General features: G+C 39.2%; 28 protein-coding genes and 1 pseudogene. 17 read left to right on the top strand and 12 right to left on the bottom strand.

Going from position 1 to position 25,029, the window contains the following annotated elements:
• Positions 1-111: 111 nt before the first annotated feature.
• Positions 112-765 (bottom strand): oxygen-insensitive NAD(P)H nitroreductase, encoded by a 654-nt coding sequence (gene nfsB / locus FTV38_RS13315; RefSeq protein ID WP_180022722.1) that lies wholly within the window; start codon positions 763-765, stop codon positions 112-114.
• 252 nt (positions 766-1,017) lie between these two features.
• Between nfsB and hpaI the strand changes: the two genes are divergently transcribed.
• Positions 1,018-1,812, top strand: coding sequence for a 4-hydroxy-2-oxoheptanedioate aldolase (hpaI, locus tag FTV38_RS13310; protein WP_168379673.1), 795 nt, complete (start codon positions 1,018-1,020; stop codon positions 1,810-1,812).
• Positions 1,813-2,080: 268 nt separating this feature from the next.
• On the opposite strand, the gene FTV38_RS13305 is transcribed toward hpaI, so the two are convergent.
• From FTV38_RS13305 to FTV38_RS13285, 5 genes are all read right to left on the bottom strand, one after another.
• Positions 2,081-3,160 (bottom strand): porin, encoded by a 1,080-nt coding sequence (locus FTV38_RS13305; RefSeq protein WP_180022721.1) that lies wholly within the window; start codon positions 3,158-3,160, stop codon positions 2,081-2,083.
• Between the two features lie 310 nt (positions 3,161-3,470).
• A complete protein-coding gene (locus tag FTV38_RS13300; RefSeq protein WP_078188511.1) occupies positions 3,471-3,884 on the bottom strand; it encodes an HIT family protein in 414 nt (137 codons plus the stop codon).
• Between the two features lie 31 nt (positions 3,885-3,915).
• Positions 3,916-4,185, bottom strand: coding sequence for a YARHG domain-containing protein (locus FTV38_RS13295; RefSeq protein WP_078188510.1), 270 nt, complete (start codon positions 4,183-4,185; stop codon positions 3,916-3,918).
• An 88-nt stretch (positions 4,186-4,273) separates the two neighbouring features.
• Complete coding sequence (locus FTV38_RS13290; protein ID WP_180022720.1) at positions 4,274-5,146, bottom strand: NAD(P)-dependent oxidoreductase; 873 nt, start codon at positions 5,144-5,146, stop codon at positions 4,274-4,276.
• Positions 5,147-5,163: 17 nt separating this feature from the next.
• A complete protein-coding gene (locus tag FTV38_RS13285; RefSeq protein WP_180022719.1) occupies positions 5,164-6,258 on the bottom strand; it encodes an alpha/beta fold hydrolase in 1,095 nt (364 codons plus the stop codon).
• Positions 6,259-6,400: 142 nt separating this feature from the next.
• On the opposite strand from FTV38_RS13285, the gene FTV38_RS13280 reads away from it, so the two are divergent.
• From FTV38_RS13280 to trpB, 10 genes are all read left to right on the top strand, one after another.
• On the top strand, positions 6,401-7,588 hold the full coding sequence (locus tag FTV38_RS13280; RefSeq protein WP_180022718.1) for an O-succinylhomoserine sulfhydrylase: 1,188 nt from the start codon (positions 6,401-6,403) through the stop codon (positions 7,586-7,588).
• Between the two features lie 32 nt (positions 7,589-7,620).
• On the top strand, positions 7,621-7,950 hold the full coding sequence (locus FTV38_RS13275; protein ID WP_078188506.1) for a YbaB/EbfC family nucleoid-associated protein: 330 nt from the start codon (positions 7,621-7,623) through the stop codon (positions 7,948-7,950).
• 12 nt (positions 7,951-7,962) lie between these two features.
• Positions 7,963-8,559: a recombination mediator RecR gene (gene recR / locus FTV38_RS13270; RefSeq protein WP_180022717.1), complete on the top strand. Its 597-nt coding sequence runs from the start codon at positions 7,963-7,965 to the stop codon at positions 8,557-8,559.
• A gap of 201 nt (positions 8,560-8,760) precedes the next feature.
• Positions 8,761-9,903, top strand: coding sequence for an HRDC domain-containing protein (locus FTV38_RS13265; RefSeq protein WP_180022716.1), 1,143 nt, complete (start codon positions 8,761-8,763; stop codon positions 9,901-9,903).
• Positions 9,904-10,027: 124 nt separating this feature from the next.
• A complete protein-coding gene (locus tag FTV38_RS13260; protein ID WP_078188503.1) occupies positions 10,028-10,336 on the top strand; it encodes a YcgL domain-containing protein in 309 nt (102 codons plus the stop codon).
• A gap of 21 nt (positions 10,337-10,357) precedes the next feature.
• Positions 10,358-10,741, top strand: a complete 384-nt coding sequence (locus FTV38_RS13255) for a hypothetical protein (protein WP_078193907.1) — start codon at positions 10,358-10,360, stop codon at positions 10,739-10,741.
• Between the two features lie 21 nt (positions 10,742-10,762).
• Complete coding sequence (locus tag FTV38_RS13250; protein ID WP_078188501.1) at positions 10,763-11,614, top strand: MoxR family ATPase; 852 nt, start codon at positions 10,763-10,765, stop codon at positions 11,612-11,614.
• 79 nt (positions 11,615-11,693) lie between these two features.
• Entirely contained in the window at positions 11,694-12,146 is a 453-nt protein-coding gene (locus FTV38_RS13245; protein ID WP_168379665.1) for a hypothetical protein, read from the top strand.
• Between the two features lie 204 nt (positions 12,147-12,350).
• Positions 12,351-13,538 (top strand): VWA domain-containing protein, encoded by a 1,188-nt coding sequence (locus tag FTV38_RS13240; RefSeq protein WP_180022715.1) that lies wholly within the window; start codon positions 12,351-12,353, stop codon positions 13,536-13,538.
• 131 nt (positions 13,539-13,669) lie between these two features.
• Positions 13,670-14,878, top strand: coding sequence for a tryptophan synthase subunit beta (gene trpB, locus FTV38_RS13235; RefSeq protein ID WP_168379681.1), 1,209 nt, complete (start codon positions 13,670-13,672; stop codon positions 14,876-14,878).
• Between the two features lie 9 nt (positions 14,879-14,887).
• Here trpB and FTV38_RS13230 read toward each other — a convergent pair whose 3' ends face one another.
• From FTV38_RS13230 to FTV38_RS13215, 4 genes are all read right to left on the bottom strand, one after another.
• Positions 14,888-15,238 (bottom strand): hypothetical protein, encoded by a 351-nt coding sequence (locus FTV38_RS13230; protein WP_180022714.1) that lies wholly within the window; start codon positions 15,236-15,238, stop codon positions 14,888-14,890.
• A gap of 122 nt (positions 15,239-15,360) precedes the next feature.
• Positions 15,361-15,792: a CBS domain-containing protein gene (locus FTV38_RS13225; protein WP_078193901.1), complete on the bottom strand. Its 432-nt coding sequence runs from the start codon at positions 15,790-15,792 to the stop codon at positions 15,361-15,363.
• Between the two features lie 106 nt (positions 15,793-15,898).
• On the bottom strand, positions 15,899-16,276 hold the full coding sequence (locus tag FTV38_RS13220) for a DUF2750 domain-containing protein (RefSeq protein ID WP_078188495.1): 378 nt from the start codon (positions 16,274-16,276) through the stop codon (positions 15,899-15,901).
• Positions 16,277-16,415: 139 nt separating this feature from the next.
• Positions 16,416-16,649: a hypothetical protein gene (locus FTV38_RS13215; protein WP_180022713.1), complete on the bottom strand. Its 234-nt coding sequence runs from the start codon at positions 16,647-16,649 to the stop codon at positions 16,416-16,418.
• Between the two features lie 222 nt (positions 16,650-16,871).
• On the opposite strand from FTV38_RS13215, the gene FTV38_RS13210 reads away from it, so the two are divergent.
• Together FTV38_RS13210 and FTV38_RS13205 are read left to right on the top strand one after the other, a co-directional pair.
• The gene (locus FTV38_RS13210) at positions 16,872-17,231 is read left to right on the top strand and encodes a hypothetical protein (RefSeq protein WP_111884936.1); all 360 of its coding nucleotides are present in this window, start codon (positions 16,872-16,874) and stop codon (positions 17,229-17,231) included.
• A gap of 109 nt (positions 17,232-17,340) precedes the next feature.
• Positions 17,341-17,664, top strand: coding sequence for a hypothetical protein (locus FTV38_RS13205; RefSeq protein WP_180022712.1), 324 nt, complete (start codon positions 17,341-17,343; stop codon positions 17,662-17,664).
• Here the strand turns inward: FTV38_RS13205 and FTV38_RS13200 are convergent.
• Together FTV38_RS13200 and FTV38_RS13195 are read right to left on the bottom strand one after the other, a co-directional pair.
• Positions 17,588-19,156 carry a pitrilysin family protein gene (locus FTV38_RS13200; RefSeq protein WP_180022711.1) on the bottom strand — a complete coding sequence of 523 codons (1,569 nt, stop codon included), beginning with the start codon at positions 19,154-19,156 and terminating at the stop codon, positions 17,588-17,590. The two genes, FTV38_RS13205 and FTV38_RS13200, sit on opposite strands and share 77 nt — an antisense overlap.
• Positions 19,157-19,282: 126 nt before the next feature.
• A pseudogene (locus FTV38_RS13195) lies at positions 19,283-20,596 on the bottom strand (M16 family metallopeptidase); the annotation flags it as partial.
• Positions 20,597-20,846: 250 nt separating this feature from the next.
• On the opposite strand from FTV38_RS13195, the gene ftsY reads away from it, so the two are divergent.
• The 4 genes from ftsY to FTV38_RS13175 all read left to right on the top strand — a co-directional run bounded on the left by ftsY (position 20,847) and on the right by FTV38_RS13175 (position 24,481).
• The gene (gene ftsY, locus FTV38_RS13190) at positions 20,847-21,953 is read left to right on the top strand and encodes a signal recognition particle-docking protein FtsY (protein ID WP_168379661.1); all 1,107 of its coding nucleotides are present in this window, start codon (positions 20,847-20,849) and stop codon (positions 21,951-21,953) included.
• A gap of 175 nt (positions 21,954-22,128) precedes the next feature.
• Positions 22,129-22,815 (top strand): nitroreductase family protein, encoded by a 687-nt coding sequence (locus tag FTV38_RS13185; RefSeq protein WP_180022709.1) that lies wholly within the window; start codon positions 22,129-22,131, stop codon positions 22,813-22,815.
• Between the two features lie 212 nt (positions 22,816-23,027).
• On the top strand, positions 23,028-23,621 hold the full coding sequence (locus FTV38_RS13180) for a nitroreductase family protein (RefSeq protein ID WP_168379659.1): 594 nt from the start codon (positions 23,028-23,030) through the stop codon (positions 23,619-23,621).
• Between the two features lie 182 nt (positions 23,622-23,803).
• Positions 23,804-24,481 carry a DUF2057 domain-containing protein gene (locus FTV38_RS13175; protein WP_180022729.1) on the top strand — a complete coding sequence of 226 codons (678 nt, stop codon included), beginning with the start codon at positions 23,804-23,806 and terminating at the stop codon, positions 24,479-24,481.
• Positions 24,482-25,029: the final 548 nt, after the last annotated feature.

Below are 25,029 nucleotides of genomic sequence, written 5' to 3'. Positions count from 1 at the left end.
AGAGACCTGAGTATATTTTGAGCAGAATATACTCGATAATTGTTTAAATAATAAGTCCCGAAATGACAAAAAAGAGGCAAAATTGCCCCTTTCGTCGGTTTTATGGAAAGCTTAAAGATGTGTAAAAATTTCTTCAGCATTCAGACGTGATTTAGGTAATTTCGCATTGAAATCATTTTCGCTACGATAGCCTAAAGTCATCAGGACAGAAGGAATCAAGTTTTGTTCAACTAAACCCAATTCTTCAGAGATAATCGCTTCGTCAAATCCACCAATCGGAGTTGCATCCACACCTTCAATGCCTGCTGCCAAAAGCATTTGACCTAAAGCAATAAAAGTCTGGTTTTCAGCCCAACGTTGAATATCACCTTTTTCATTACGATAATAATCGACATAACCTGTACGGCTGTCTTTTTGACCTTGTTTGGCTTTGTCATCTTTAAAGCGACCACTACGATCATCCTGATTTAAAAGATTATCTAAATGCTCTGTGGTGATGTCTGCTTTGGTACAGAATAAAATCGTATGTGATGAATCTAAAACTTTTGGGGCATTGTAGGCATATTTACCCACTAAGGCTTTGGCAATGCGTTGTTTGGCTGCATCATGATCTGCAATAAAAAAATGCCAAGGCTGAATATTAATGGAAGATGGTGTTAAACGGAGTATTTGTAATAAACGCTCAAATTGTTCCTGTGGAATTTTTTTAGCAGGATTATATGCTTTCGTGGTATAGCGTTGTTTTGATACGTTTAACAGATCCATCGAATATCTCCAGATATAGTTTGCTGTAGTTTAGCGGATAAATGGCCAAATGGTCTAAGGAGAAAATTTTCCAAAGATAGATCTTAGTCGTATATGCTGTACTCATTGGCTAAAAATTAACAGATTTAAGCTGTATGAAGTGCGAATTAGAGTTATATAAAATCATAAGATAGATAAATGCTATTGGTAGTTTTTGCCAAAAGGCGTTTAATCAATTGTAGTTAATCATAGTTTAAGCATGAGACAGCAGCGATGGATTACACCAATCATTTCAAGAAAAAATTAAAAACCGAACAGCAGATTGGTTTATGGGTCGGATTAGCCGATGCTTATGGGACTGAAATAGCTGCAAATGCAGGTTATGACTGGTTGCTAATTGATGGCGAGCATGCACCAAGTGACTTACGGACGACATTGTCGCAATTGCAAAGTATTGCAGCATATCCTTCGCAAGCCGTAGTTCGACCTCCAATTGGTAGTGTGCAACTGATTAAACAATTGTTGGATATCGGTGCGCAAACCTTGCTGATTCCTATGGTTGAAACTGTTGAACAAGCTCAACTTATGGTTAAGGCAGTACGTTATCCACCTGAAGGTATTCGTGGAGTAGGTGCAGCATTAGCACGTGCAACACGTTGGAACAGTATTCCTGACTACTATGCAACTGCACATGAAAATATCTGTTTACTGATTCAGATTGAGTCGGTTGAGGGGATTAAAAACTTAGATGAAATACTGAAAATTGATGGCATCGATGGGGTATTTATTGGTGCGGTGGATTTGTCGGCGACGATGGGTTATCAGGGGAATTCGAACCATCCTGAAGTACAAAAAACCGTGATTGATGCAATTCAGCGTATACGTAAGGCGGGTAAAGCAGCAGGTATTTTGTCGACACAGCATGATGTGACTCAGAAGTATATCGAGTTAGGCACAGAATTTGTTGCCGTGGGTGTCGACACCAGTGTGCTCATGAATTCGTTACGTGAGCTTTTATCGAAGTATAAAACAGATACCCAAGTGATGAAAACAGAAGGTGGTTACTAAGCGGTACAGCCTTAAGCAATTGGTAACCGTCAGATCAGATTTGAGCTAGTACAGCCTTAGAAAAACCTCTGCATAACGAGTTGTATATTTGATATCTTTGTTCTTGAGTGAGATGAGTATAGTTCATGATGCAACTTTGACCGGTCGGAAGCAAAATGCGAACTCAACTTGCTTCTCTCTAATAATTTAATCTTTGTTGCTCTTCTTTTTTGAATTTAAGAGTAAAAAAGACATACCGGAGTATGTCTTTTGGGGGAGATATTGCAGCTTAGAAGTCGTAACGTAGACCAAGAGAAAGTGCAGTTGCATTTTCATCACCGATCCCTGCGATACCGTTACCGAAGCTACGACCTTCTTTCCAAGGGTTGAGTTTAGAGTTTTTGTCGTTAAGCACAGTTGCTAGGTTGCCATATACGCGTAAAGTGCTATCCAACTTATGTTCTACACCCACACCGATCAAGCTTGCATTAGCATCATCAGCATCTACATCACGGTAGAAGTATTCACCGCGTACTGACGTTTTAGGCGTTACTTTATATTCGCCAGCTACACCAAAAACTTGAGCATCTGGGTTGGCTGTATCGTTGTCGTGTTTGGCAATTTGGTATAAAGCACCCAAGTTAAATTCTTCAGTTAACTTATATGCACCAGCAATACGGAAGGCATCACGACTTGCGCCACCTGCTGCGTTTGCTGCATTTTCATCATACTTTTCGTAAGCTGCTGCAAAATCAATAGGACCTTCTTTATAAGTTAGAGCAAGGTCATAGGCTTTGTTATCATCTTTGCCTTCGCCATCTGCTTCAAGGTCAATTTGTGTACCTGAATGCATCGACATTGCAGCTAATACATTGAAACCACCGCCAAATTTTGGCGATTTATATTCAATGGTGTTTTCATTACGTTCATCAAATTTTAAGTTGCCGACACGTGTTACGTTGCGAACGTCACCAACCATGTCACCGAAGAAGTTCACAGGGCTACGTGCAACTTTAAATGGGCTGTCAAAGCGACCTACACGTGCTTGACCATAAGTTGAACTTTTTAAACCCACGAATGTGTCACGTGTTGAAAAATCTACGCCTTTGCTGTCTTGGCTACCGCTTGCAAAGTTTACTTCTTGCTCAATTTGAGCGAATACGTTGAGGTCATCATTAATTTTTTGATCTACTTTGAAGCCTAAGCGTGAAGCGTTAGAAGAAAGACCAACTTCGTTGTAATCTTTACCATCATCTAGATAGTCAAGAGAGACATGTGCACGGCCATAAATTTTTACATCTGCAGCAGATGCCATCATTGGTGTAAGAATTGTTGCCCCGATTGCTAATGCACATAGAGTTTTTTTCATTTGAAGCTCCAGAAGACTTTTCCAGTCATATCAATATGTTTTATCAGTAGCTTGGCTAGAAGTAATTTCGCTATCTAATGGCGCTAAGTATTCATTACAAATAAGACAGTTCTATTAAGGAAATATTTCAAAACGGTGAAAGGTGACTTTTGGTTTAAATTACTTTTATACTTATAAAAAGCAATATTTATTAAATGCTTAGAGTTGTATTGAACAGTAAATTTTGCAGCTAAAAGTTCTTGGGATAATATTCGAGACATAAAAAATGGAGCCGAAGCTCCATTGATCATCACTTTAAACTCAATTGAACTTAAAGTGCTGCTTTGATTTTTTCGCCAATGGCTTTGATTTTTTCCATATCGCCCATTTGTGCGGCATGTTTACCTAATTCATGCACTGAAGTCGGTATTAGGTGGAAATGTACATGCGGAACAGTTTGACCCGCAGCAGCGCCAGACAACTGCATCAATACGATACCTTTCACGTCTAAGGCTTTTTCCATTGCTTTCGCAACTTTTTGAGCAACCTGAATAGTATAAGCAGCCGCTTCTGGATCTAAATCAAGCAGTGTAATAGCAGGGGTTTTAGGAATTACGAGCGTATGACCTTCGGCCTGTGGCATGACATCCATAAAAGCGAGTACTTGATCATCTTCATAGACTTTAAACGCAGGAAGTTCTCCACGTAAAATCCGAGCAAAAATATTTTGATCATCATAAGTCATTGCTAAATTCCTTGAGCGAATTGAATCGTAATTATTTACAGTTCAATTCTTTCTGACGATCTTTGATCGCGTCAAGTCGTTGTTGCTCTTTTTCTGAAAATTTAGGCTTAGTTGTGTAGCAATTGTCATTGCCAAACTTCGCTTTAGCGTCAGGATCTTTAAAGCAGAAACCTTTCGATGCATAAATCACGTCATGGTCATTTTTCAACTTTTGGCATTCTTGCTCAGATGCTAAAACAGCAGTAGAAGCCCCGATTAAAGTTACAGCACCTAGCAAAGTTGCAAGGGTAAATTTGTTCATGCGAGTTTCCTCTGTCATTTGTAACAATGTGTGTTATGACACTAGAGTACAATATGATGGTTATTTATCGTTATTCAATGGCGAGTTATTACTCAATTGTAATTTTACTCCATTTTTCATACATAATCATAGCGCTTGAAAAATCACTGTTTTCTTCAGCTTGATCGCTTGCTGCTTGGATTAAATTTTGCGTCAAAGAGAGCACCGGTGCTGAAAGTTTTGCTTGTCGCACCAGATCAACAGCAATTCCCGTATCTTTTGCAAGTAATGGAAGTGCAAAGGTTAATGGGAAGCTACGATTCAGTACGCGCTGCGGTAAAACTGTTTCAGTCACATTACTTTTACCACTCGACGCATTAATACAATCGAGTGCTTCATGTAAGTCTACGCCATGCGCTTTTAAGGTGGTGAATCCTTCAGCAACTGCACAAAGATTTACAGCCATTAACATATTGTTTACAGCTTTAACGGCAAAACCCGCACCCGGTTCACCTACATGTTTAATTAGTTTGCCAAATGTTTGGATTGCAGGTAATGCACGTTCAAAGGCTACTTTGTCACCACCAATCATGACGGTTAATGTTCCCGTTTCAGCGCCAATGGTTTGTCCACTCACAGGGGCATCTAAGAATGCAACATTTTGCTGCTTTAATGCAGCAGCGAGTTTTTTTGCAGATTCGGGTACACCGCTGGTACAGTCGACCCAAATCGAGCCTGATTTCAGCGTTACACTCACAATTAAATTTTCAACATCTTGGCTGATGGGTAGGCAAGAAAAAATAATGTCCGCTTGTACTGCTTGCTCTAAAGCAACCGCTTGCGTACCAAACTCAGCAGCATGTTGTTCTGCCTTGGTAAAGTTTCGATTCCAGACATAAACCGTGTCGAACTGTTTTGGTAGGTGCGCTGCCATACGGTAACCCATTGCGCCCAATCCGATAAATGCAACTGACTGAATCATCTTTACCCTCTAAATTTTTATTTCAATAAACTGGATCTTTGTGTAAGCCACTGGGTCAAAGTTGGCCAAAATTGATTGGCACTTTTTTGACTCGACATCAGGCCGAGGTGACCACCGGGAATGAGAGTAAACGTGACATCTTGACTACTTGTCAATTCGCCTAAAGGACTTGCTGCATCTGCCGTAACAATTTGATCGGTAGAACCCGCGCCAATCAACAATGAACAGTGGATATTTTTTAATTGAATAACTTTATCTTTCAATTGAATAATGCCGTTTTTAAGCGGATTTTGTAGCCAAACATTGAATACCATGTCTTGGTTAATGCCACCCGGATAGTCAATCATGTGATTGAGAAAATCGCCCATGGTTGCATGTTCATACAGGTCATGCAGATTATCTAAGTTAGATAGAAATTGTTTTTGGCTTTTGAACCAACCCATTGGATCAACGATTTTAAATCCAATCGCATTGAGCACACCCGGTGTATGGATAAAATGTTTAGGAATTTTCCCAGTGTAGACCGTATCTTGTAAATTCTTACTACGTGAAAGCAAGCGATTGGTTTTTTGAAATAACTTTCCGATACGACCTGAGGCATAGCTATCAATCGGCGCGCCCATCACCATGAGATTTTTAACGTGTTCAGGTTGATGTAATGCGGTATACAGCGTGACAAAAACTCCAGCCATACTCCAACCGTGTAGCGAGATGTATCGACTATCTGCATGCTCACAAATTTGATCAATACAATGTGGAATCACATCATCAATAAACGATAGAAAATTTAAGAAACGATCTTGATAGTTTAATTTTCCCCATTCCAACAAATAGACATCAAATCCACTATGTTGAAAATGTTTCACCAATGAGCGATATGGATACAAATCATAAATCGCCATATTGATGGCCAGTGGAGCAACAAACACTAAGGGTTCTTTGTATTTACGATCAGGCGAAGCGTAATACCGAACTTTTGCATGTTTATATTCAGTAATTACTTCATAGGGTGTCGATTGAGAAAGGACCAGCGATTTTGCATTAAACACACGTGTAGACAAGTGTTTAATTTTCTTTTGCTGCGCCAGAAATTTCTGTTTGAAAGGATGCATAACTGTCAATTGCCTAAGTCCTTGTAGGATTGGTCGAAGTCTAAGCGATAATTTCGTATTTTACCTTGACCTTAAATAGCTTAGACGCTCAAAATATTGGCAATTCTTCACAAAGGCAGTTCTTCGCGACTGAGTAATACAGATGAGCCAACAAGACGACATCGAATACCAATTAGAGACTTTAGCGATTCGTACAGGTCATACTCGTACTTTTGAGGGTGAACATAGTGAGCCAATTTTCCTGACTTCATCATTTGTTTGTGAAAGTGCAGCAGATGCCGCAGCAAAATTTTCAGGTCAAATTGAAGGCAATACCTATTCACGTTATACCAATCCAACTGTACAAGCTTTCGAAAAACGTTTAGCTGTTTTGGATGGTGCTGAAGCCGCTGTTGCGACAAGTTCAGGTATGGCGGGCGTACACGCGATCACTTTGGCATATTTGAAAGCTGGTGATCATGTGGTGTGTTCACGTGCTGTCTTTGGTTCGATCATTTCTCTATTTGAAAAATATGTCATCAAATTTGGTGTTGACGTTACTTTTGTCGATTTGGAAGATTTAGATGCTTGGAAACAAGCGATTCGCCCAACTACACGCCTATTGTTCATTGAAACACCGTCAAACCCATTGGCTCAAGTAGGGGATTTACAAGCCATTGCTGATATTGCACATGCGCATGGGGCATTATTTGCAGTCGATAATACTTTCTGTACACCGGTGTTACAGCAACCGATTAAATTCGGTGCGGACCTCGTGATCTATTCATCAACAAAATATATTGATGGTCAAGGTCGCGCGCTCGGTGGTGCAGTTGTAGGTAGTGCAAAATTGATGGAAGAGATTACAGGTGTTATTCGTACACTGGGTAACTCGATGAGTCCATTCAATGCATGGATCTTCCTGAAAGGCCTAGAAACTTTAAGCTTACGTATGAAAGCCCACTGTGCAAGTGCTCAAACTTTAGCTGAATGGTTGGATGCGCACCCGAAAGTTGAAAAAGTGTACTATGCGGGACTTCCAAATCACGAAGGTCATGAGTTGGCGAAAAAGCAACAAAAAGGCTTTGGCGGAGTTGTGTCGTTTGTTGCCAAAGGCGAACGTAAAGGGGCTTGGACTGTGATTGATAATACCAAGTTCCTTTCTATTACAAGTAACTTGGGTGATGTAAAATCAACAATTACCCATCCTGCAACGACTTCTCATGGCAGAATGTCAGCAGAAGCGAAAAAAGCAGCAGGGATTAGCGAAGGTTTAATTCGTGTATCTGTTGGTTTAGAAGATATTAATGATATTATTCGCGATCTTTCACGCGGTTTAGATCTTATCTAAAGTGAATTCATCAGTTTTGTTCGGAGATCTTTATGAACATTAATATGCTCATGCAGCAAGCTCAACGCATGCAAAAAGAAGTTGAGAGCAACATTAAAAAAGCCAAGGAAGAGCTTGCACAAGTTGAAGTTCACGCTGAAGCAGGTGGTGGTCTGGTTAAAGTTACTATGACTGCACGTCATGTAGTGAAACGTATCGAAATCAATCCTGAACTACTTCAAGATGATGCAGATATGATTGAAGACTTAATTGCAGCAGCAATGAATGATGCTTCACGTCAAGCTGAAGTGATTTCAGAAGAAAAACTGAAATCTGCAAACTCTGGTATGGGTCTTCCACCAGGCCTTTCAGGTTTATTCTAAGGAATACGTTGAATGTTTAGTGATCGTTTTGATCAACTTGTACAGGCATTGCGTATTTTGCCAAGCGTTGGGCCAAAGTCGGCTCAACGTATGGCACTGCACTTAATCATGAAAAATAGGGAAGGCGCTGTTGGTCTGGCACATGCCTTGACTGAAGCAACCAACTATATTCATGAATGTTCCATTTGCCATTCATTGACTGAAGATGAAGTGTGCAACATATGCGTCTCGTCAGAGCGTGATGATCAACTTCTTTGTGTGGTTGAATCTCCTGCAGATGTCATGGCAATCGAGCAAAGTGGCAGTTTTAGAGGGAAATATCATGTATTGGGTGGGCATTTGTCGCCACTCGACGGTATTGGCCCCGACGAAATTGGTATCCCATATTTAATTCAACGATTAAGTGATGGTAAAGTGCAGGAAGTGATCTTGGCGACCAATGCAACGGTAGAAGGTCAAGCGACAGCACATTATTTGGTTGAAGCGACCAAGCATTTACCAATACAAATAACCCGTATTGCACAGGGTGTACCACAGGGTGGTGAGCTTGAATATGTGGATAGTCATACCTTAAGTCAGGCCGTGCATAACCGAATGCGAATGAAGTAACTATAGAGCGAAACTCGTTTCGCTTTGTATAATTTTCACTTAATTATTTATACTTAATAACGATTAAAGTTTTTGTTTACAATGAATAAAAAAGCCAATTAAAGGAAATAAGTCACTAAAATAACGTTTTTCCTTATAGATAAATAATATATATCAGTTAATATAAGCTCATAGAGCATCTAAATTTAGACTCAGCAACTTATGTATCAATTCATTCAAAATCAGCCAGATTTAAATTCTGTTTTAAATCTTATGGACCAAAGCTCGATTTACGGACTCGACACCGAGTTTATAAAAGTAGATACCCTGTGGCCCAAACTTGGACTTTTCCAAATTAATGTACAAAATCAGGTGTATTTACTTGATGGTACAACCCTCGATTTAAGCCAATTCTGGCAAAAATTATTTGCGGCTCAGCAAAACATTTTTCATGCTTGTAGTGAAGATATCGACCTGATTTATCACTATGCACAGCATAAGTCTTTAGAAAATGTCTTTGATACACAAGTTGGGATGTCATTTTTAGGGCATGGCTTACAAGTCAGCTATCAAAATGCCTTAAAAACCATGCTCGATGTCGATATTGATAAAGATCAGACCCGTTCAGATTGGTTGGCTCGCCCACTCAGTGCCGAGCAAATGAACTATGCAGCGAATGATGTACATTATTTAATGAATTTAAGCCAAACGATTCAAAATGAGTTGGCTGCGAAAAGTTTATTAAATTGTGTGCTTGAGGACTGCAAAAATTTAACATATGAAATCGGCACTGAAACGCCGATCCATTTGTTGTATCACGATGTTGGTAATTATCGACATTCACGTCGTCAGCTCATGCAAATTCAGCAATTGGCCGTTTGGCGTGAGCAAATGGTGAAAGCCTTAAATCAGCCACGTAGTTTTATTCTTAAAAACTCAACCATCATTGATATGGTGGAAAAAAATCCAAAAAATAATTTTCAATTGAGCGCGGTGAAAGGCATTCGTCCGAACATTGTGCGTGAGCATGGTAAAATTATTTTAGATTTGTTGAAGTTTTTACCAGAACAAGCTGAATGGCCGCTGCGTATGGCACGTCCAATTCGTCATTCGTCTCAGGATATTGGTTCGCGCGTCGATACCGTTATTCAGCGTGCAGTACAAGAAACCTCTGTGCCTAAAGAAGTATTAATGCGCAAAAAATGGTTAAATGCCTTGTATCAGCATGTGGTATTTCATAATGATGAACAAGATTTACCGAGCTATCTATTGGGCTGGCGCTATGATTTGCTGACGAAGCCTTTAATTGAGGTGCTACATGCCGATGAAAGCTATCTTTCTGGTCAAATGAAAGTGTTGGAATAAGTTCTGATTGATTAAAGAACTATCACTTATACAAATTCACGACTGATGCGTTAATAAACACTAATGTATCAGTCTTTTTTTTGATGTATCCTTTGCCTTGCGTTTAATGAGTATTGATTCAATTATGTACTGTTCTATCTACAAATCGAGCAAAAAAGATGAAATGTATCTTTATATTGCTCGTCCTGAAGTTAATGAAAACGAAACTGAAGCGACAGATCCGCTTGCAGTAATGCCTGATGCTTTACGTACAGCATTTGGTCGTGCCACATTTGTCATGGATCTAGAACTCAGTGAATCACGCAAACTTGCACGTGTGAACGTATTGCATGTATTAGATTCAATTGAAACAAAAGGGTTTTTTATTCAAATGCCTCCAGAAGGTTTAATTGACCCAAATGCAGTTGAGCCAGAAGGCTTGCGCGGCGCTTAAGTTAATTCAGGAGTTGTGAAAATGAATGGTGTAGTATCGGTATTGGACTCAATTCCTGAAAGCAGTATTGCAATTACGGTTTACCTAGGTGGGGCTGTAATTGCTTTGTTGTGTTGGTATGGGCTGATGAAGCGCTTACCCAAAACGATCGGTGCCATTGGTTGGCTTATCGTATTTGCTATTTTATTAACACCAACCGTTTCTGAAGGTTCAAATGCAGCAATCGCACCTGCGATTTTTGGTTTGATTTTCGGTGTATTAACAAAAGATCAGCCATTGGTATGGTTGAATCTATCGCTGATTCTCTTTGTGGTGGGTATTGGTTTAGTCCTTGGATATTTTTGGACAAAATACAATGCAGCGAAACCACAGCACGTTGTAAACAAAAAAATTTCACCGCTTTAAATAAAAAAATAAGGTTATGTCATGTCTGTTGAAACTCAACAATTTACTGGTACAGATCAATATATTGCGACCGATAGCTTAAAACTTGCAGTAAAAGCTGCACGTTCATTGCAAAAGCCACTTTTGGTTAAAGGTGAGCCGGGGACAGGTAAAACACTTTTAGCCGAACAAGTGGCTGAAAGTTTAGGCCTTAAGCTCATTACGTGGCATATCAAATCGACGACCAAGGCTCAACAAGGTTTGTACGAGTACGACGCCGTATCTCGTCTGCGTGATAGTCAGTTGGGCGATGACCGTGTTTATGACATCAAAAACTATATTAAGCCGGGTAAACTTTGGGAAGCGTTTACCAGTGAAGAACGTTGTGTACTTTTAATCGATGAAATTGATAAAGCAGATATCGAATTCCCTAATGATTTGCTACACGAACTCGATAAAATGTCATTCTTTGTGTACGAGACAGGTGAAACGATTACGGCAACACAACGTCCAATCGTGATCATTACTTCAAATAATGAAAAAGAACTTCCAGATGCCTTTTTGCGTCGTTGTTTCTTCCATTATATTGAATTCCCTGATGAAGCAACCATGCGTGAAATCATCGATGTGCATTTTGAAAATATTTCAAATACCTTGGTTTCTGAAGCACTGCAAATTTTCTTTAAATTACGTCAAGTTCCGGGTTTAAAGAAACCGCCTTCAACTTCTGAGTTGATTGATTGGTTGAGTTTGCTGATGGCGGATGATATGCCAGAAGATATTTTACGCAATACAGATAAATCAAAATCAATTCCACCGCTTTATGGTGCCTTGATTAAGAACGAACAAGATGTGCAATTGCTTGAACGTCTAGCATTTATGTCACGTCGTTAATTGCTATTAATTTTATCAAAGATTTAAAAGCCGGTTATCCGGCTTTTATTTTGAGCATTAAAAAATATAAAGGTGAATTATGCAGACAAGCGCATACGTATCAGGTGTACATATAGCTGTACCTAGGAGATTTAAGTCAACTGTGCTCTTGTTGGCTGCGAGCTTGTATTTATCTAGTTATAGCTATGCGATGGATGATGCTCAGTTTGAACAGCAGCATCAACAGCTACTTCAAGATGTGTATTGGGCGCAAGTTGCAGAACATCAACTTAAAGAAAAGCTCATCGATCAATCAGATCATCTTGTAGCTCAAACGGCCATTCAACAAAAGGCCTGTGCTGCAACTGTACTCGAGCTGAAATACTATGATTTTGTGATCTTGAACCTAAGCGATTTTAACCGCTATAGAAACCATCAAGGTTTTCATAAAATCGTGTCTATTGAAAAGTTGCAGCAAGATCGTCTCGATGTTCAGCGCAAATATGAAACTCTTAAAAAATCACTTAAAGAAAGAAATGCGACTTGCGAATAAATCATGCCGTTTGTGTTTCTTTGGGTAGGTAGGGCAACGTATATGAACACACAGTAAAAGCTTTTGGCTTTACTTGTAGGGATCAATTTTTCATAATGGTGGATGTAAAGGCAAGACTCAGTTGCAGATGAAATAACAAGATCACATGCATTCACACTGGATTTGACCTCCTGATATTTAATTTTTATTGGATTTTATTCGCCTATGTTTGTGCGATTGTTTTATACCCTTCGAAAATACGGTGTTCCTGTTTCAACTCGTGAATTGATTGACTTGAACCAAGCAGTGGCAGCAGGGCTGGTCTTTGCAGATCAAAATGAATTTTATCAGCTTGCAAAAACCGTCATGGTCAAAGATGAACGTTACTTTGATAAGTTCGACCGTGCAATGAAGGACTATTTTGACGGTATTGCTACCTTTGATTTGGATGAGCTATTAAATCAGGTACATAAACTGCCAAAAGATTGGTTTGACCTTGAGCTCATCGAAAAGCATCTAACACCAGAACAACGAGAAGAATTAAAAAAAGCTGGTTCCTTAGAAGAACTGATGAAAATGCTCGAAGAGCGTTTGCGCGAGCAGCATAAAAAGCATCAGGGTGGTAATCGGATGATTGGGACGGGTGGTACGTCGCCGTTTGGTGCCTATGGAGACCATCCTGAAGGTGTGCGTATCGGTGGGCCTGGTCGTAAACGATCTGCGGTGAAAGTTTGGGAACAACGTCAGTACCGAAACCTAGATGATGAGCAGATTCTCGGTAGTCGTCAGATGCAAATGGCTTTGCGTCGTTTGCGTAAATTTGCCCGTCAAGGTGCAGCAGAAGAATTGGATATCGACGGAACCATTCGTGAAACAGCCAAACAGGGTATTTTAGATGTGCAGTTGGTTCCTGAACGACGTAACCGCATTAAAGTATTGATGCTGTTTGATGTGGGTGGTTCTATGGATTCACATATTGCCCAATGTGAGAAGCTCTTTACCGCTGCAAAAACTGAATTTAAAACTTTAGAATATTTCTATTTCCATAACTGTTTATATGATTATGTATGGAAAGATAATATTCGCCGTTCCAGCACGCGTATGAATACATGGGATCTATTCAATACTTATGGTCGAGATTACCGTGTCATCGTTGTCGGTGATGCAAGTATGGCGCCGTATGAGTTGAACTCGGTAGGTGGATCTGTGGAATATATGAATGATGAAGCGGGTCAGGTGTGGTTACAGCGCTTACGCAATCATTTTGATAAAACAGCGTGGCTAAACCCTGAAGAAGAAAGTTATTGGCATTACACCCAAACCATAGCTGCGATTAAACAAATCTTTGAAGATCATATGTTCCCGATGACCCTAAAAGGTGTGGAAGATATGACGAAATATTTAGCGCGCTAAAGCGTTAAAAACGATACTTTTTCTTATCAATGATGTTTATATTACTTACTCCAATTTTGCATTGTTTCTTATTTTCAAAATTGGATAGTATTTAAAAGTCTTTGTTTTGCATACAACATGAAGGAAATATGATGGATCATCAAATTAATGGTATCGCATTACCTAATGAAGAAGGTTTCTTCGGTGAATACGGTGGGCAGTTCATTCCACCAGATTTAAAACAGGCAATGGATGACATTAATGTTGCTTATGAGCAAATTCGTCATACAGAAGAATTTCAAAATGAATTGAAAGAGTTGTTTGCACACTATGTTGGACGTCCAAGCCCATTGTTTTATGCGAAGCGCTTGTCTGACAAATTAGGTGGCGCACAAATATACCTCAAGCGTGAAGACCTTAACCATACTGGTGCGCATAAAATTAACCACTGCCTTGGCGAAGCTTTGTTAGCAAAATACATGGGTAAAACCAAAGTGATTGCTGAAACTGGCGCAGGTCAGCATGGAGTAGCATTGGCAACGGCTTGTGCCTTGGTGGGCATTCCATGTGAAATTCACATGGGGCAAGTGGATATTGAAAAAGAACATCCAAACGTGGTGAAAATGAAGATTTTAGGTGCCAACCTAATCTCTGTTACTCGTGGTACAGCTACGCTTAAGGATGCAGTCGATAGCGCTTTTGAAGAATACTTAAAAGATCCAACCAATTTTATTTATGCGATTGGTTCAGTGGTTGGCCCACATCCATTCCCTAAAATGGTTCGTGACTTCCAGTCAATTATTGGAGATGAAATTAAAGTTCAAGCCAATGATCGATTTGGTGCAAATCCTGACTATGTAGTTGCATGTGTGGGTGGTGGTTCAAATGCCGTTGGTGCATTTACAGCATTCCTCAATGATACAGATGTAAAACTTGTGGGTGTGGAGCCTGCAGGCCATGGTTTAGATACCAATATGCATTCTGCAACATTGACGCTGGGTAAGCCAAGTCAAATTCATGGCATGGCATGTTATGTCCTTGAAGATGAGCAGGGTGAGCCATTACCAGTGCATTCAATTGCATCAGGTTTGGATTATCCAGGGGTGGGGCCACAACATAGCTTGTTAAAAGACCTAGGTCGTGTTGAATATACTACAGCGACAGATCAAGAATGTTTAGATGCATTCATGACGCTTTCACGTGTGGAAGGTATTGTGCCTGCACTAGAAAGTTCACATGCGGTTGCATGGGCAATTCGTGAAGCACCAAAACTTGCTAAAGATGTGAAGATTGTCGTTAACGTTTCAGGCCGTGGCGATAAAGACTCAGACTATGTGGCTGAAAAATTAGGTTTAAATTAATTACTGCCATTAAAAAAGACTAAGTTGCTCATCATCTGTTGATGGTGCAAAAATCTTTTGCAGTTGCATAGCCCGATCTATATTCGAAGTATCCCAGTTTTTAACTGGGATATTTTTTTTGACATAATTTTTATATAAAGTGTGGTCAAAGCTTGATGTAATTGGAATTAACTCAGGATGTAGTACATAAATAATTGCCTTTGCATCTAAAATTTCAGTGACAGCAGAAGCAATCTCTAAATTGATCGTACGTCGGTGGTTTTGCAACAGCTCATCGTCTTTCATCGAAACCATCAAGCGTTCTAATTCCAAAATGATGGCATCCAGTTGGTCTAATTTATCTAAAGCGGGCTTCAACATAAGAAAAGAAATTGATAAAAGTAATTAATATGTAATGTGTATGTCATTACGTATTATGAATTATATAAAATTATTGATATTTAGAATTCCCCCTTAAAGTTTGTTAAGGGGGATTTTTGAGTTTAGCCAGAAATATATTGCTGTAGCTGTTCAATGAGTTTGCGTTGATCATCCATTGCTGCTTTTACAAGGTCACCGATGGAGATTAAGCCGGTTAATTTCTGTTCTTCAACGACAGGTAAATGACGTAAATGGCGATCTGTCATGAGTTCTAAACATTCTTCGACAGTCGCTGCACTTGTTACAGTGATGACACTACCCGTCATAATTTCACTGACGGAGGTATCGAAAGAGGTTCTTTCCATGAGTGCGATTTTACGTGTGTAATCACGCTCAGACAAAATCCCAACGACTGTGCCTTCATGGGTCACGACGAGGGCACCAATGCCTTTTTGTGCCATCAGGGAAATGGCTTCGAGTACAGTCGCATCTGGGGTGATGGTGTAAATTTCTTGATAAGCTTTGTCTTTAAGTACTTGGGCAACTGTAGTCATATTTTCATTCCTTTATAGTAGTTTTTGTTTAATTTAAATTAACGCGAAATTTGAAAAAAGCAAATACTTTTCAGTGCATGCTGAGGTCAAGCATGCACTGAGGGTTTTATGCCATTTGAATCTTATCTTGGTTAAAAAAGAATAAACGCATTTGCGAGGTTGTGAGCTTGAGACGGATATGGCTAGAGCTATGCAACGCAGGGATGACTTTAAGGCGTGTTAATGTCGGTAATAGCGATGCCTCAAAATCTTCTGGTGTAATGCGTCGTGGAGTGTAGTTGGGCCAATGCTTTTTGGCATATTTATGCGCTTGAATGCCATTTAGCCAAAACGGGAAGATAATATGATCTTGATCGCTGGTCATTGCCCAACCTTGTTGGTGGTAGAGACCCCAAAGGACTCCACAGTACATCATGGTTTTTAAAATACTAATTTTGAAAAATAAATCTTTTGGAATAGGTTTATATTGCTTTAATTTAGACATCATATGCAGCGTGTTGTTGATGTTGCTCCTATTGTAGGAAATTCTTATGAAAAAGCTGTGTAAGCTTTGAACTGGATTGTAAGAATTTATGTAGTTAAAAGTTGAAGGGTGTAAAAAACGCCACCTTAGTGACGTTTTGTTATGCTTGCAAGGTGGCCATGTTCTGCCAATATTGCGCTTTGAGTGAGTCACGTTCTACGCGGAAGCCTTGATAATAAAGTTCAGCCAAAAATAACGCTGCTTTACCATGTCCAGCACGAGCTGCATTTTCCAATTCATGAACTGCATCGCTGAAGTTCATTTGAGATTGAATTGTGTTTACCGCATTTGCGTATACATGTTCGAGTTCATGTTGAGAGAATTGTTGAATCATATTTAACTCCTTATTCTAATTATGATCATTAAGGGCCCATTCTTTAGCCCTATTAACTAATTTAACTAAGTATTATTAAACTAATATTACAATTATCTTGAATTGTCAACTATTCACGTAAATATTTCTAATTTGCTATGGTTTACATGATTAAACAATGGACAATTGTTTTCGTGAGTAAAATACTATCATAAGAAGTTGTAGATAATAAGGAGAAGTAAAATGACAAGAGTTTTAGACGGTTTAACTTTAGATTATCCTCCGACATTAGCGCAAATTGTGGAGTTGGCACATCTACATCGTCGCAATCTTGATGAAGCAATTTTTCATCAGGAGATTCATTTAGGGGATTTTGGTTTGGCACAGCGCAAACGTGTATATGATTTCACACGGGATTTAGATAAGGCACAGCGCTTAGAATTTTACAATGCATATAATGGAGAATTACTCAAAATCGCCGATGATGATGACTTACATCCAGCGCATGCAGAAGGTGGAATGAGTATTTTTGCAGTATTTATCGTTTTGGCGATTATTGCATTGATTCTTTATTTTGCGGTGATACGTACCATTATTCATTAAATTGTTTAGCTAACTCACAGACTGAAACAGTGGACTGATGCAGTTTTAAGCGCTGTGACTTGAACTTCTTGAACGTCAGCCATACACTACTTTGAACCTGAGGTAGTGTATGACTATTGATTTAGAAAAAATTATTCAATTCAAATCTAAAATACAGTTAGAGCAAATTTATAATATCTTTGTTTCAGTCGTGATCGTAGTGATTTTGGTATTGGCTGTGATTGCCTTATATCGTCCTATTTCTGTACAGCAATACCAAAACGTGTCACGACTTGCGTTGCAGCAAAGTTATCCTGAAACACAGGAAATGGCGATGCTGCTGAGACAGCAAGATCGCATTCGTGTGGGTGCTTATCTTAAATTGATGCATGCTTATCAGATGGAGTCTGTACGGGCACATCAACTTCCGGCTTTGGCAGAGGAACAGCCTTAGTCGCAGGGATAATCTTGGTTGGAGCTGCTTGTACATTATCCTCCAATATCTGCTGTACTTCATTTTTATCTAAGGTTTTGCTCACCACAATCACCGTCATATTTTCAGGGTGCATGTAGGTACGAACCGCATTTTGTACATCAGCTACAGTTATTTTTTCCAATAATTTAGGGTACTGGGTCAAATAATCTGGGTCTTGTTGATAAAAGCCCAATAGACCAAGCTGTGCATTGATCGTTGCATTACTGCTGTAATTATTTGGAAAAGCACGCAGCATACCGGCTTTGGTTTCTTCCATTTGTTTTTGATCAATAGGCATTTTGACAAAATCATTAAAAGCCTTATGTGCCACTCGAATACTATCTATCAGCTGATCTTGACGTGTTCCATAGCTAAAGCTAAAGATACCGGGTGCTTGGCTAAAGCTAAATGCACTATAGGCACCATAAGTATAGCCACGTTTAACGCGAAGCTCTTGCATGAGGACTGAGTTAAAACCTCCACCACCAAACACTCGATTGGCTACTTCTAAGGCTAATCGATCTTTGTTATCGCGTGTCGTTCCTAAATGTCCAAATATGACGTTGGCTTGGGTGGAATTGTAGGGAAGATGGATAATATCAAAGCCTTGTTTTTCTTCTGGTTGTGCAAGTGCCTTAGCTTTTTCACCTTGGTTTAAGTTTCCAGAAATACGTTCTGCAAGGTTTTGTGCTTCTTTTTTGCTTAGTTTACCTGTAATGGCAATATTCATGTTTTGAGCAACTAAAAATTGATCACGAAACTTTTTTAAAATGTCTGGGGTGATCTTTTTGATACTGCCATTGGTTCCCGTAATCGGTTCTGCATAAGGGTGTGTGCCGTATACAGCCCGATAGAAACGAATATTCATTAAGCGACTTGGTCTTTCTTGGAGTTGTTTCTGACCAGCTTGGTTATTGCTGAGTGCTAAGTTGAGACTGGAGTTTTTAAAAGTCGCATTTTTAATCACGTCCATCATCATACTTAAAGCAGGTTCTAATTTTTTAGGGTCTGACAATACGCGTAACCGAACGACAAACATATCTCGATGTGCTTGCACGCTAAATTGAGCACCTGTTTGGTCAAAAACCGAGGCAATTTGCGTTGCATTGTATTTTTCTGTGCCTTCATCGATTAAACGTGCAGCCATGTTGGCAACACCATACAAGCCTTTTCCGACTTCTTCATCACGAGCAGAACCTGCATTAAAGGTCAGTTGAATATCCACCATGGGTAGATCTTGCGATTCAACAAACAGGCTATTCACACCATTTCGGTTTTTCAGCACTTGAACAAGTGGAGCACGGTAGTCTTTATCAATCTGTAAATTCTTTAAACTTTGCAGCATGGGGATAGATTGTAATTGGCTCGGATTATCGTTGAGGTCAGGAACATTTTCCGTATATGTTTCTGCATGGAGGATTGAGCCAAACGCAGTGAGTAAGCTTAGGGATAAAATTTTCGTAATAGTCATCACTAATCCTTACAAGACGCTATCTGTGTTTTGGGTTGAGCTGATTTGTTGCTCTGGAATAACAACTTCCGTTTGAGCGGATTTTACTGTTTGATCTGCTTTATTTGAGGTTGTTGGAACCTCCGTCTGTTCTGGAAGTAGATACATGGTGCTTAAATTTTCTCGGACAAAATACGCATTGGCGACACGTTGAATATCCTGTGCGCTGACGTTTTCATATAATTTTGGTAATTCGTCCATTAGCCTGAAACTGAGCCCATTGACTTCTAAGTTACCGATAGTCTTGGCTTGGCTGCTGATGTCATCTTGGTTATAGACTAAATTGGAGACAAAACGTGTGGTGATACGTTCAACTTCAGGTGTTTTGACTAATTCTGTTTTTAATATTTCGATTTCATCTTGTATGGCTTTTTGCGCTTGTTCCATTTTGACGCCATCGGCAGGGAGTGCTGAAATGGTAAACAAGCTATCACCACGATTGTATGGATCATAAGAAACACTTACAGCGGTGAGTAATTTTTTATCGCGTACCAGTTTGTCTTGTAGGCGCGATGAAATACCACTATCTAAAATGTTGCGAATAATATTGAGAGCATATGCATCTTGTGGGGTTTTTGCGGTAGCCAGTGAGCGTACATTCCACGCCATATACAAATTAGGCACTTGTACGGGCAAATTTAGTTCCATGTGACGATAGCCCACACGTTCGAATTCCATCACATCATTACGATCAGGTGTTTTGCGTGATGGAATATCACCAAAGTATTTTTGAACTTGACGAATGGCTGCTTCGGCATCGACATCACCAACAATCACCAAAATGGCGTTATTCGGGGTATACCAATCTTTATACCATTGTTTTAAATCTGCCAATTTGATGTTTTGCAGATTTTTCATATGCCCAATGACGGGTTGGCGATAATGACTGGTCGGATAAGAGATCCATTTGAAACGTTCATAAGCCAAAGAACGAGGGTTATCATCTGTGCGCTGTCTGCGTTCTTCCATAACCACTTTAATTTCAGGGTCGAAATCTTGTTGTTGTAATCGTAAATTACTCATACGATCCGCTTCGAGCTCCAGCGCCATAGGGAAATAGGCTTTTGGATACAACTGATAATAATTGGTGTAATTGGTAAAGGTTGCAGCGTTGATGCTGCCGCCATAGATACGGCTGAGACGTGTAAATTCATCATTAGGAACTTTAGTGGTTCCTTTAAACATCATATGTTCGAGCGCGTGGGAGATCCCTAATAGATTGCCCGACTCATCACTACTGCCAACACGATACCAAATATGGGTCATTACCATCGGCGCACGGTGGTCTTCACGGATAATGACCTTTAAGCCATTTTTAAGTGTGGTTTCAAAGGTGCTACGTGTTAATTGGGTACGTGTGTCTGCATGTAGATGAGTTGCAGACCAAAGGCAACTGCTGATGACACAGATAGGAAGCGCAGAGCGAAATAAAGTTTTAAAAAAATAAGGAGAAAATCTGTTTTTATGGGACACAAAGGAATCCATTAAAATGCATTTTATAGCTATCTAGTTTTCCTAAAGTTAATTTTGATTGCAAGTTCAACATGTTGTTTTTTAGTGTGCTTCGCTCTGACAGGCGTGTATCGACTCAATTTAAGATAACTTATGATAGAATCGGTTTTTTTAACGCAGTGCTTTTCAAGGATTCGGCATGCAACAGCAATCTCATGGGCAGAATAAATTTTTGATTGATGCTGATATCGGTGATGACGATGTCACGCTACCGAGTTTACCTGCGGTAAATGTGCCGATTATCGAGACACCGAAAGTACAGCAAGACGTTGCTGCACCATTACAAGAAACAGAGTCAGAAACTGAAGACTCGAAGGCGAAAGGCGGCTTCTTTAGTCGAATGAAAGAAGGTCTAGCAAAGTCACGTAAGAACTTGGCAGACGGCATGGTGAATATCCTGATCGGTGGGAAGGAAATTGACGATGAGCTTTTAGAGGAAGTTGAAGAGCAACTTTTGGTTGCTGATATTGGTGTCGATGCAACCAAAACGATTATTGCGAACTTAACTGAACGTACTGAACGTGGCGATTTAATCTATTCACATTCTTTATATAAAGCGCTTCAAGAAGAACTTGTGGCATTACTTGCACCACGTGTTAAACCGCTACATATCGACAGCAATAAAAATCCGTATGTAATTTTGGTTGTTGGTGTAAATGGTGTGGGTAAAACCACCACGATTGGTAAATTAGCAAAACGCTTACAAGGTGAAGGTAAAAAAGTAATGTTGGCTGCTGGTGATACATTCCGTGCAGCAGCAACAGAGCAATTACAAATTTGGGGCGAACGCAATAATATTGCAGTTGTGGCGCAAGGTCATGGTGCAGATTCTGCTTCAGTTATTTTTGATGCATTCGAAAGTGCTCGTGCAAAAGGCGTAGACGTGCTGATTGCAGACACCGCAGGTCGTTTACACAACAAAGGACACCTCATGCAAGAGTTGTCTAAAGTAAAACGTGTAATGCAAAAAATTGATGCTACAGCTCCGCATGAAGTGATGTTGGTGGTAGATGCAGGCACAGGTCAAAATGCCATTAACCAAGTTGAAATGTTTGATGAGGCAGTAGGGCTTACAGGTCTAACCATTACTAAGCTTGATGGTACAGCAAAAGGTGGTGTGTTATTCAATATTGCAAGCCGTACCCATGTGCCAATTCGTTTTATTGGTGTAGGTGAGAAAATTGATGACTTGCGTCCATTCTCAGCAAAATCATTTGTCGCAGCATTATTTGAAACTGATAAATAAAATGCGTTAAATGTCACATAAACTCCGCAAAATGCGGAGTTTTTTGTTTTTAAGCTTACTGATTGATTTAAAAAGCAACATGTGAATAAATCATAATCAAAATTCAGCCTAATAAACCCTTAGAATAAGTAAGGAATTGTTGTTTATATATAAAAATTGCTTTGGGGTGTTTAGGGTGGCGTTACTCGATAAAATTGGTCATGTATTGACTGCGGATATCACTAAAGATTTTAAATTAAAAAAGAAAACTACCGAACAAAAAGTAGAAGCGTCATTTGTCGACCAACTAAAGAAACGTCGAAGTATTTATGAGCTTGGAAAAAAGGTGCATTACAGTCAGGCTTATTTGGCGGAACTGATTCAAGAATCCGTAAGAAGTTGTCCATCTGCATATAATTCGCAAAGCACACGTATTGTAGTTTTATTTGGCGAATCTCATCAAAAATTTTGGGACATTGTAAAAGACGTACAACGCAAGAATGTTGCGAGTTATATTTTTGAGGGCGTGGCGCTCAAAATAGATCAATGTGCAGCTGGCCTAGGAACTGTGCTTTTCTATGAAGATCAAGCTGTGATTCAACAATTACAAAAGAAAGTGCCATTAAGTGCAGAAGATTTTCCAGTGTGGTCGGAGCAAACGTCTGGCATGGCGCAATTCGCAGTATGGACTTCGATCGCAGATGCAGGTTTAGGCGCATGTTTACAACACTATAATCCACACATTGATTATGCTGTTGCCGAACACTTTGATATTTCACAACAATGGCTGCTACGTGCGCAGTTGGTCTTTGGTTCAATTGAAGGCCAAGCGCCTGAACGCTTAGAACTAGAAGATCAAGATCAGTTTAGAATTTATGAGTAATTTCTATGTGCTGTAAGTTGCTTTGATCTCTGCTTTTTAGAGCAGTAAACTAAAATCTATATGTAAATGAGTTGTGGGTATTTAGATGCTTACAACTGATTGTTCTAGAAATAAGACACAATGTTGTAAATATAGTCATGCAACGGTTAAAAACTTCACCTATTATAAATCTCAACTTAGTAAGCTAATTGAAAATAAAAAGAGGTCTTGTAATGTCATTCTTGAATCAAATCGAACAACGTCGCACAATCTATTCTATTGGTAATAACGTTACTTTATCGCAAGATGAAATTGAGCAAACCATTAAAAATGCTGTACGTTTAAGTCCATCATCATTTAACTCTCAAACGTCTCGTGTCGTTATTCTGTTTGGTGATGCACATCAAAAATTCTGGAATATCGTACGTGAAACGTTACGTAAAATTGTACCTGCAGATGCATTTGAAGGAACCAATGGCAAGATTAATAGTTTTGCAGCAGGTTTTGGTACAGCATTATTTTATGAAGATCAGGCTGTAGTAAAAGCTCTCCAAGAACAATTTGCACTTTATGCAGATAATTTCCCAGTATGGTCTGAACACTCAACAGCGATTGCTCAATTTGCTACTTGGACGGCTTTGGCTGAAAAAAATATCGGTGCATCATTGCAACATTACAATCCAATTGTTGATGCTGAAACAGCTGCGGCATTTGATGTGCCAGATCAATGGAAACTACGTGCACAACTTGTTTTCGGTTCGATTGAAGCGCCTGCAGGCGAAAAAACCTTTATTGCAGATGAAGAACGATTCAAAACATTCAAGTAATGATGTTGTGATGAATTAAAAAGGACGCATTAAGCATCCTTTTTTTATATGCAAAATTCTTGAATGAATATCAAAATAATGTCTTGAAACGAAATATACAGTGATTGTTAGATGTCATAAGATTGTCATATATGCATTGCATAGTGCATTCCAAACTAAATAATTGATAAAGAGTGATAATGATGACTTTAAGATTAACTGTTGCTGCTGCAGCGCTGATGTTAAGTAGTGCAGGATTTGCAGCTGTAACTTTGACTGTTCCGGAAGAAATTAAAATAGTTGCAGTTAATGATCAAGAAGTTACTGGTGGTTTATTTCGATCTACGGAGAAGTATAAGCTTGATGCAGGTGAAAACCTATTAACGGTACGTTATAGCGAATTTTTTCAACATGCTGATAATTCTCACGATATTTTAAAGTCAGGTGTGGCCGCTATTCGTACTCCAGCACTGATTGATGGTCAAGAGTATCGTTTGGGTCTAGTCAATGCACCAAAAGATTTTGATGCTGCGCAAAAATATAAAGACCAACCGATATTTGGTTTGTATGACAGATCTAATCAATTACTTGTGCAGCAAGCTGGGGCGAAGAAAGAACAAAAATCGATTTTCTCCAATGGTGTATTGGGTAATGCTGTAGATTTTACGAAGAAAGAAGCTGTGCCAGAAAATCAACCGGCACCTGTTTATGCACAATCCGTAGCAGTAAAGCCAACGAATGTAGTATCTCCTGTAGCGGCTTCAAAAAATGTGACTATTAATGAAAATGGGGCAGATCAACAATTAATTCAGCTTTGGCAGAAGGCTAGTAAAGCTGAACGACAAAAATTTATGAGTTGGTTGGCTGAGCAAGCAAACTAAAGTCACTTTTGTAACTTCATTAGTTTTCTTAAAATCCGTGATATTCGAAAAGTCCGTTGAATTACGGGCTTTTTAGATTGAAGAATATAAAAATCACCAAGAATTATAAAATTCGTCTTTCATAAAGCAAAATATACGGATATATTGATCTTTAAATAAGCAATAAATTGCTTTTAGTTTAAAAAATATACACTCAAGCAAAATATTATAGAAATTTCTATGATAGGGGCTTGTGTTTGTTTTGAAACTCTATAGAATACGCTGCATACCAACGCAGACAGCGATAAACGTAAGGTTTTTAGTTGTTTGATGTTGTTTTCTTATTTGCTGACGAAGTATTAAGAAGATCATTAAGAGATTATGAAGAACAACTTGTGTGGATTTTTACTGGTTGATCGATCGAAATTATTTTCATTGATTGATGGTAGAAATTACTCGAAGTTTATTTGAGCAAATTTTTGTCAGTAATTGATGAGCCAAGATTGGTACACTATATGTACTATTGATTTTAAACTGAAGAGTTTGATCATGGCTCAGATTGAACGCTG

The sequence above is a fragment of the Acinetobacter sp. YH16044 genome (genome assembly GCF_013417145.1).
Taxonomy (GTDB): Bacteria; Pseudomonadota; Gammaproteobacteria; order Pseudomonadales; family Moraxellaceae; genus Acinetobacter; species Acinetobacter amyesii.
This window is presented reverse-complemented; position numbering and strand designations above follow the sequence as displayed.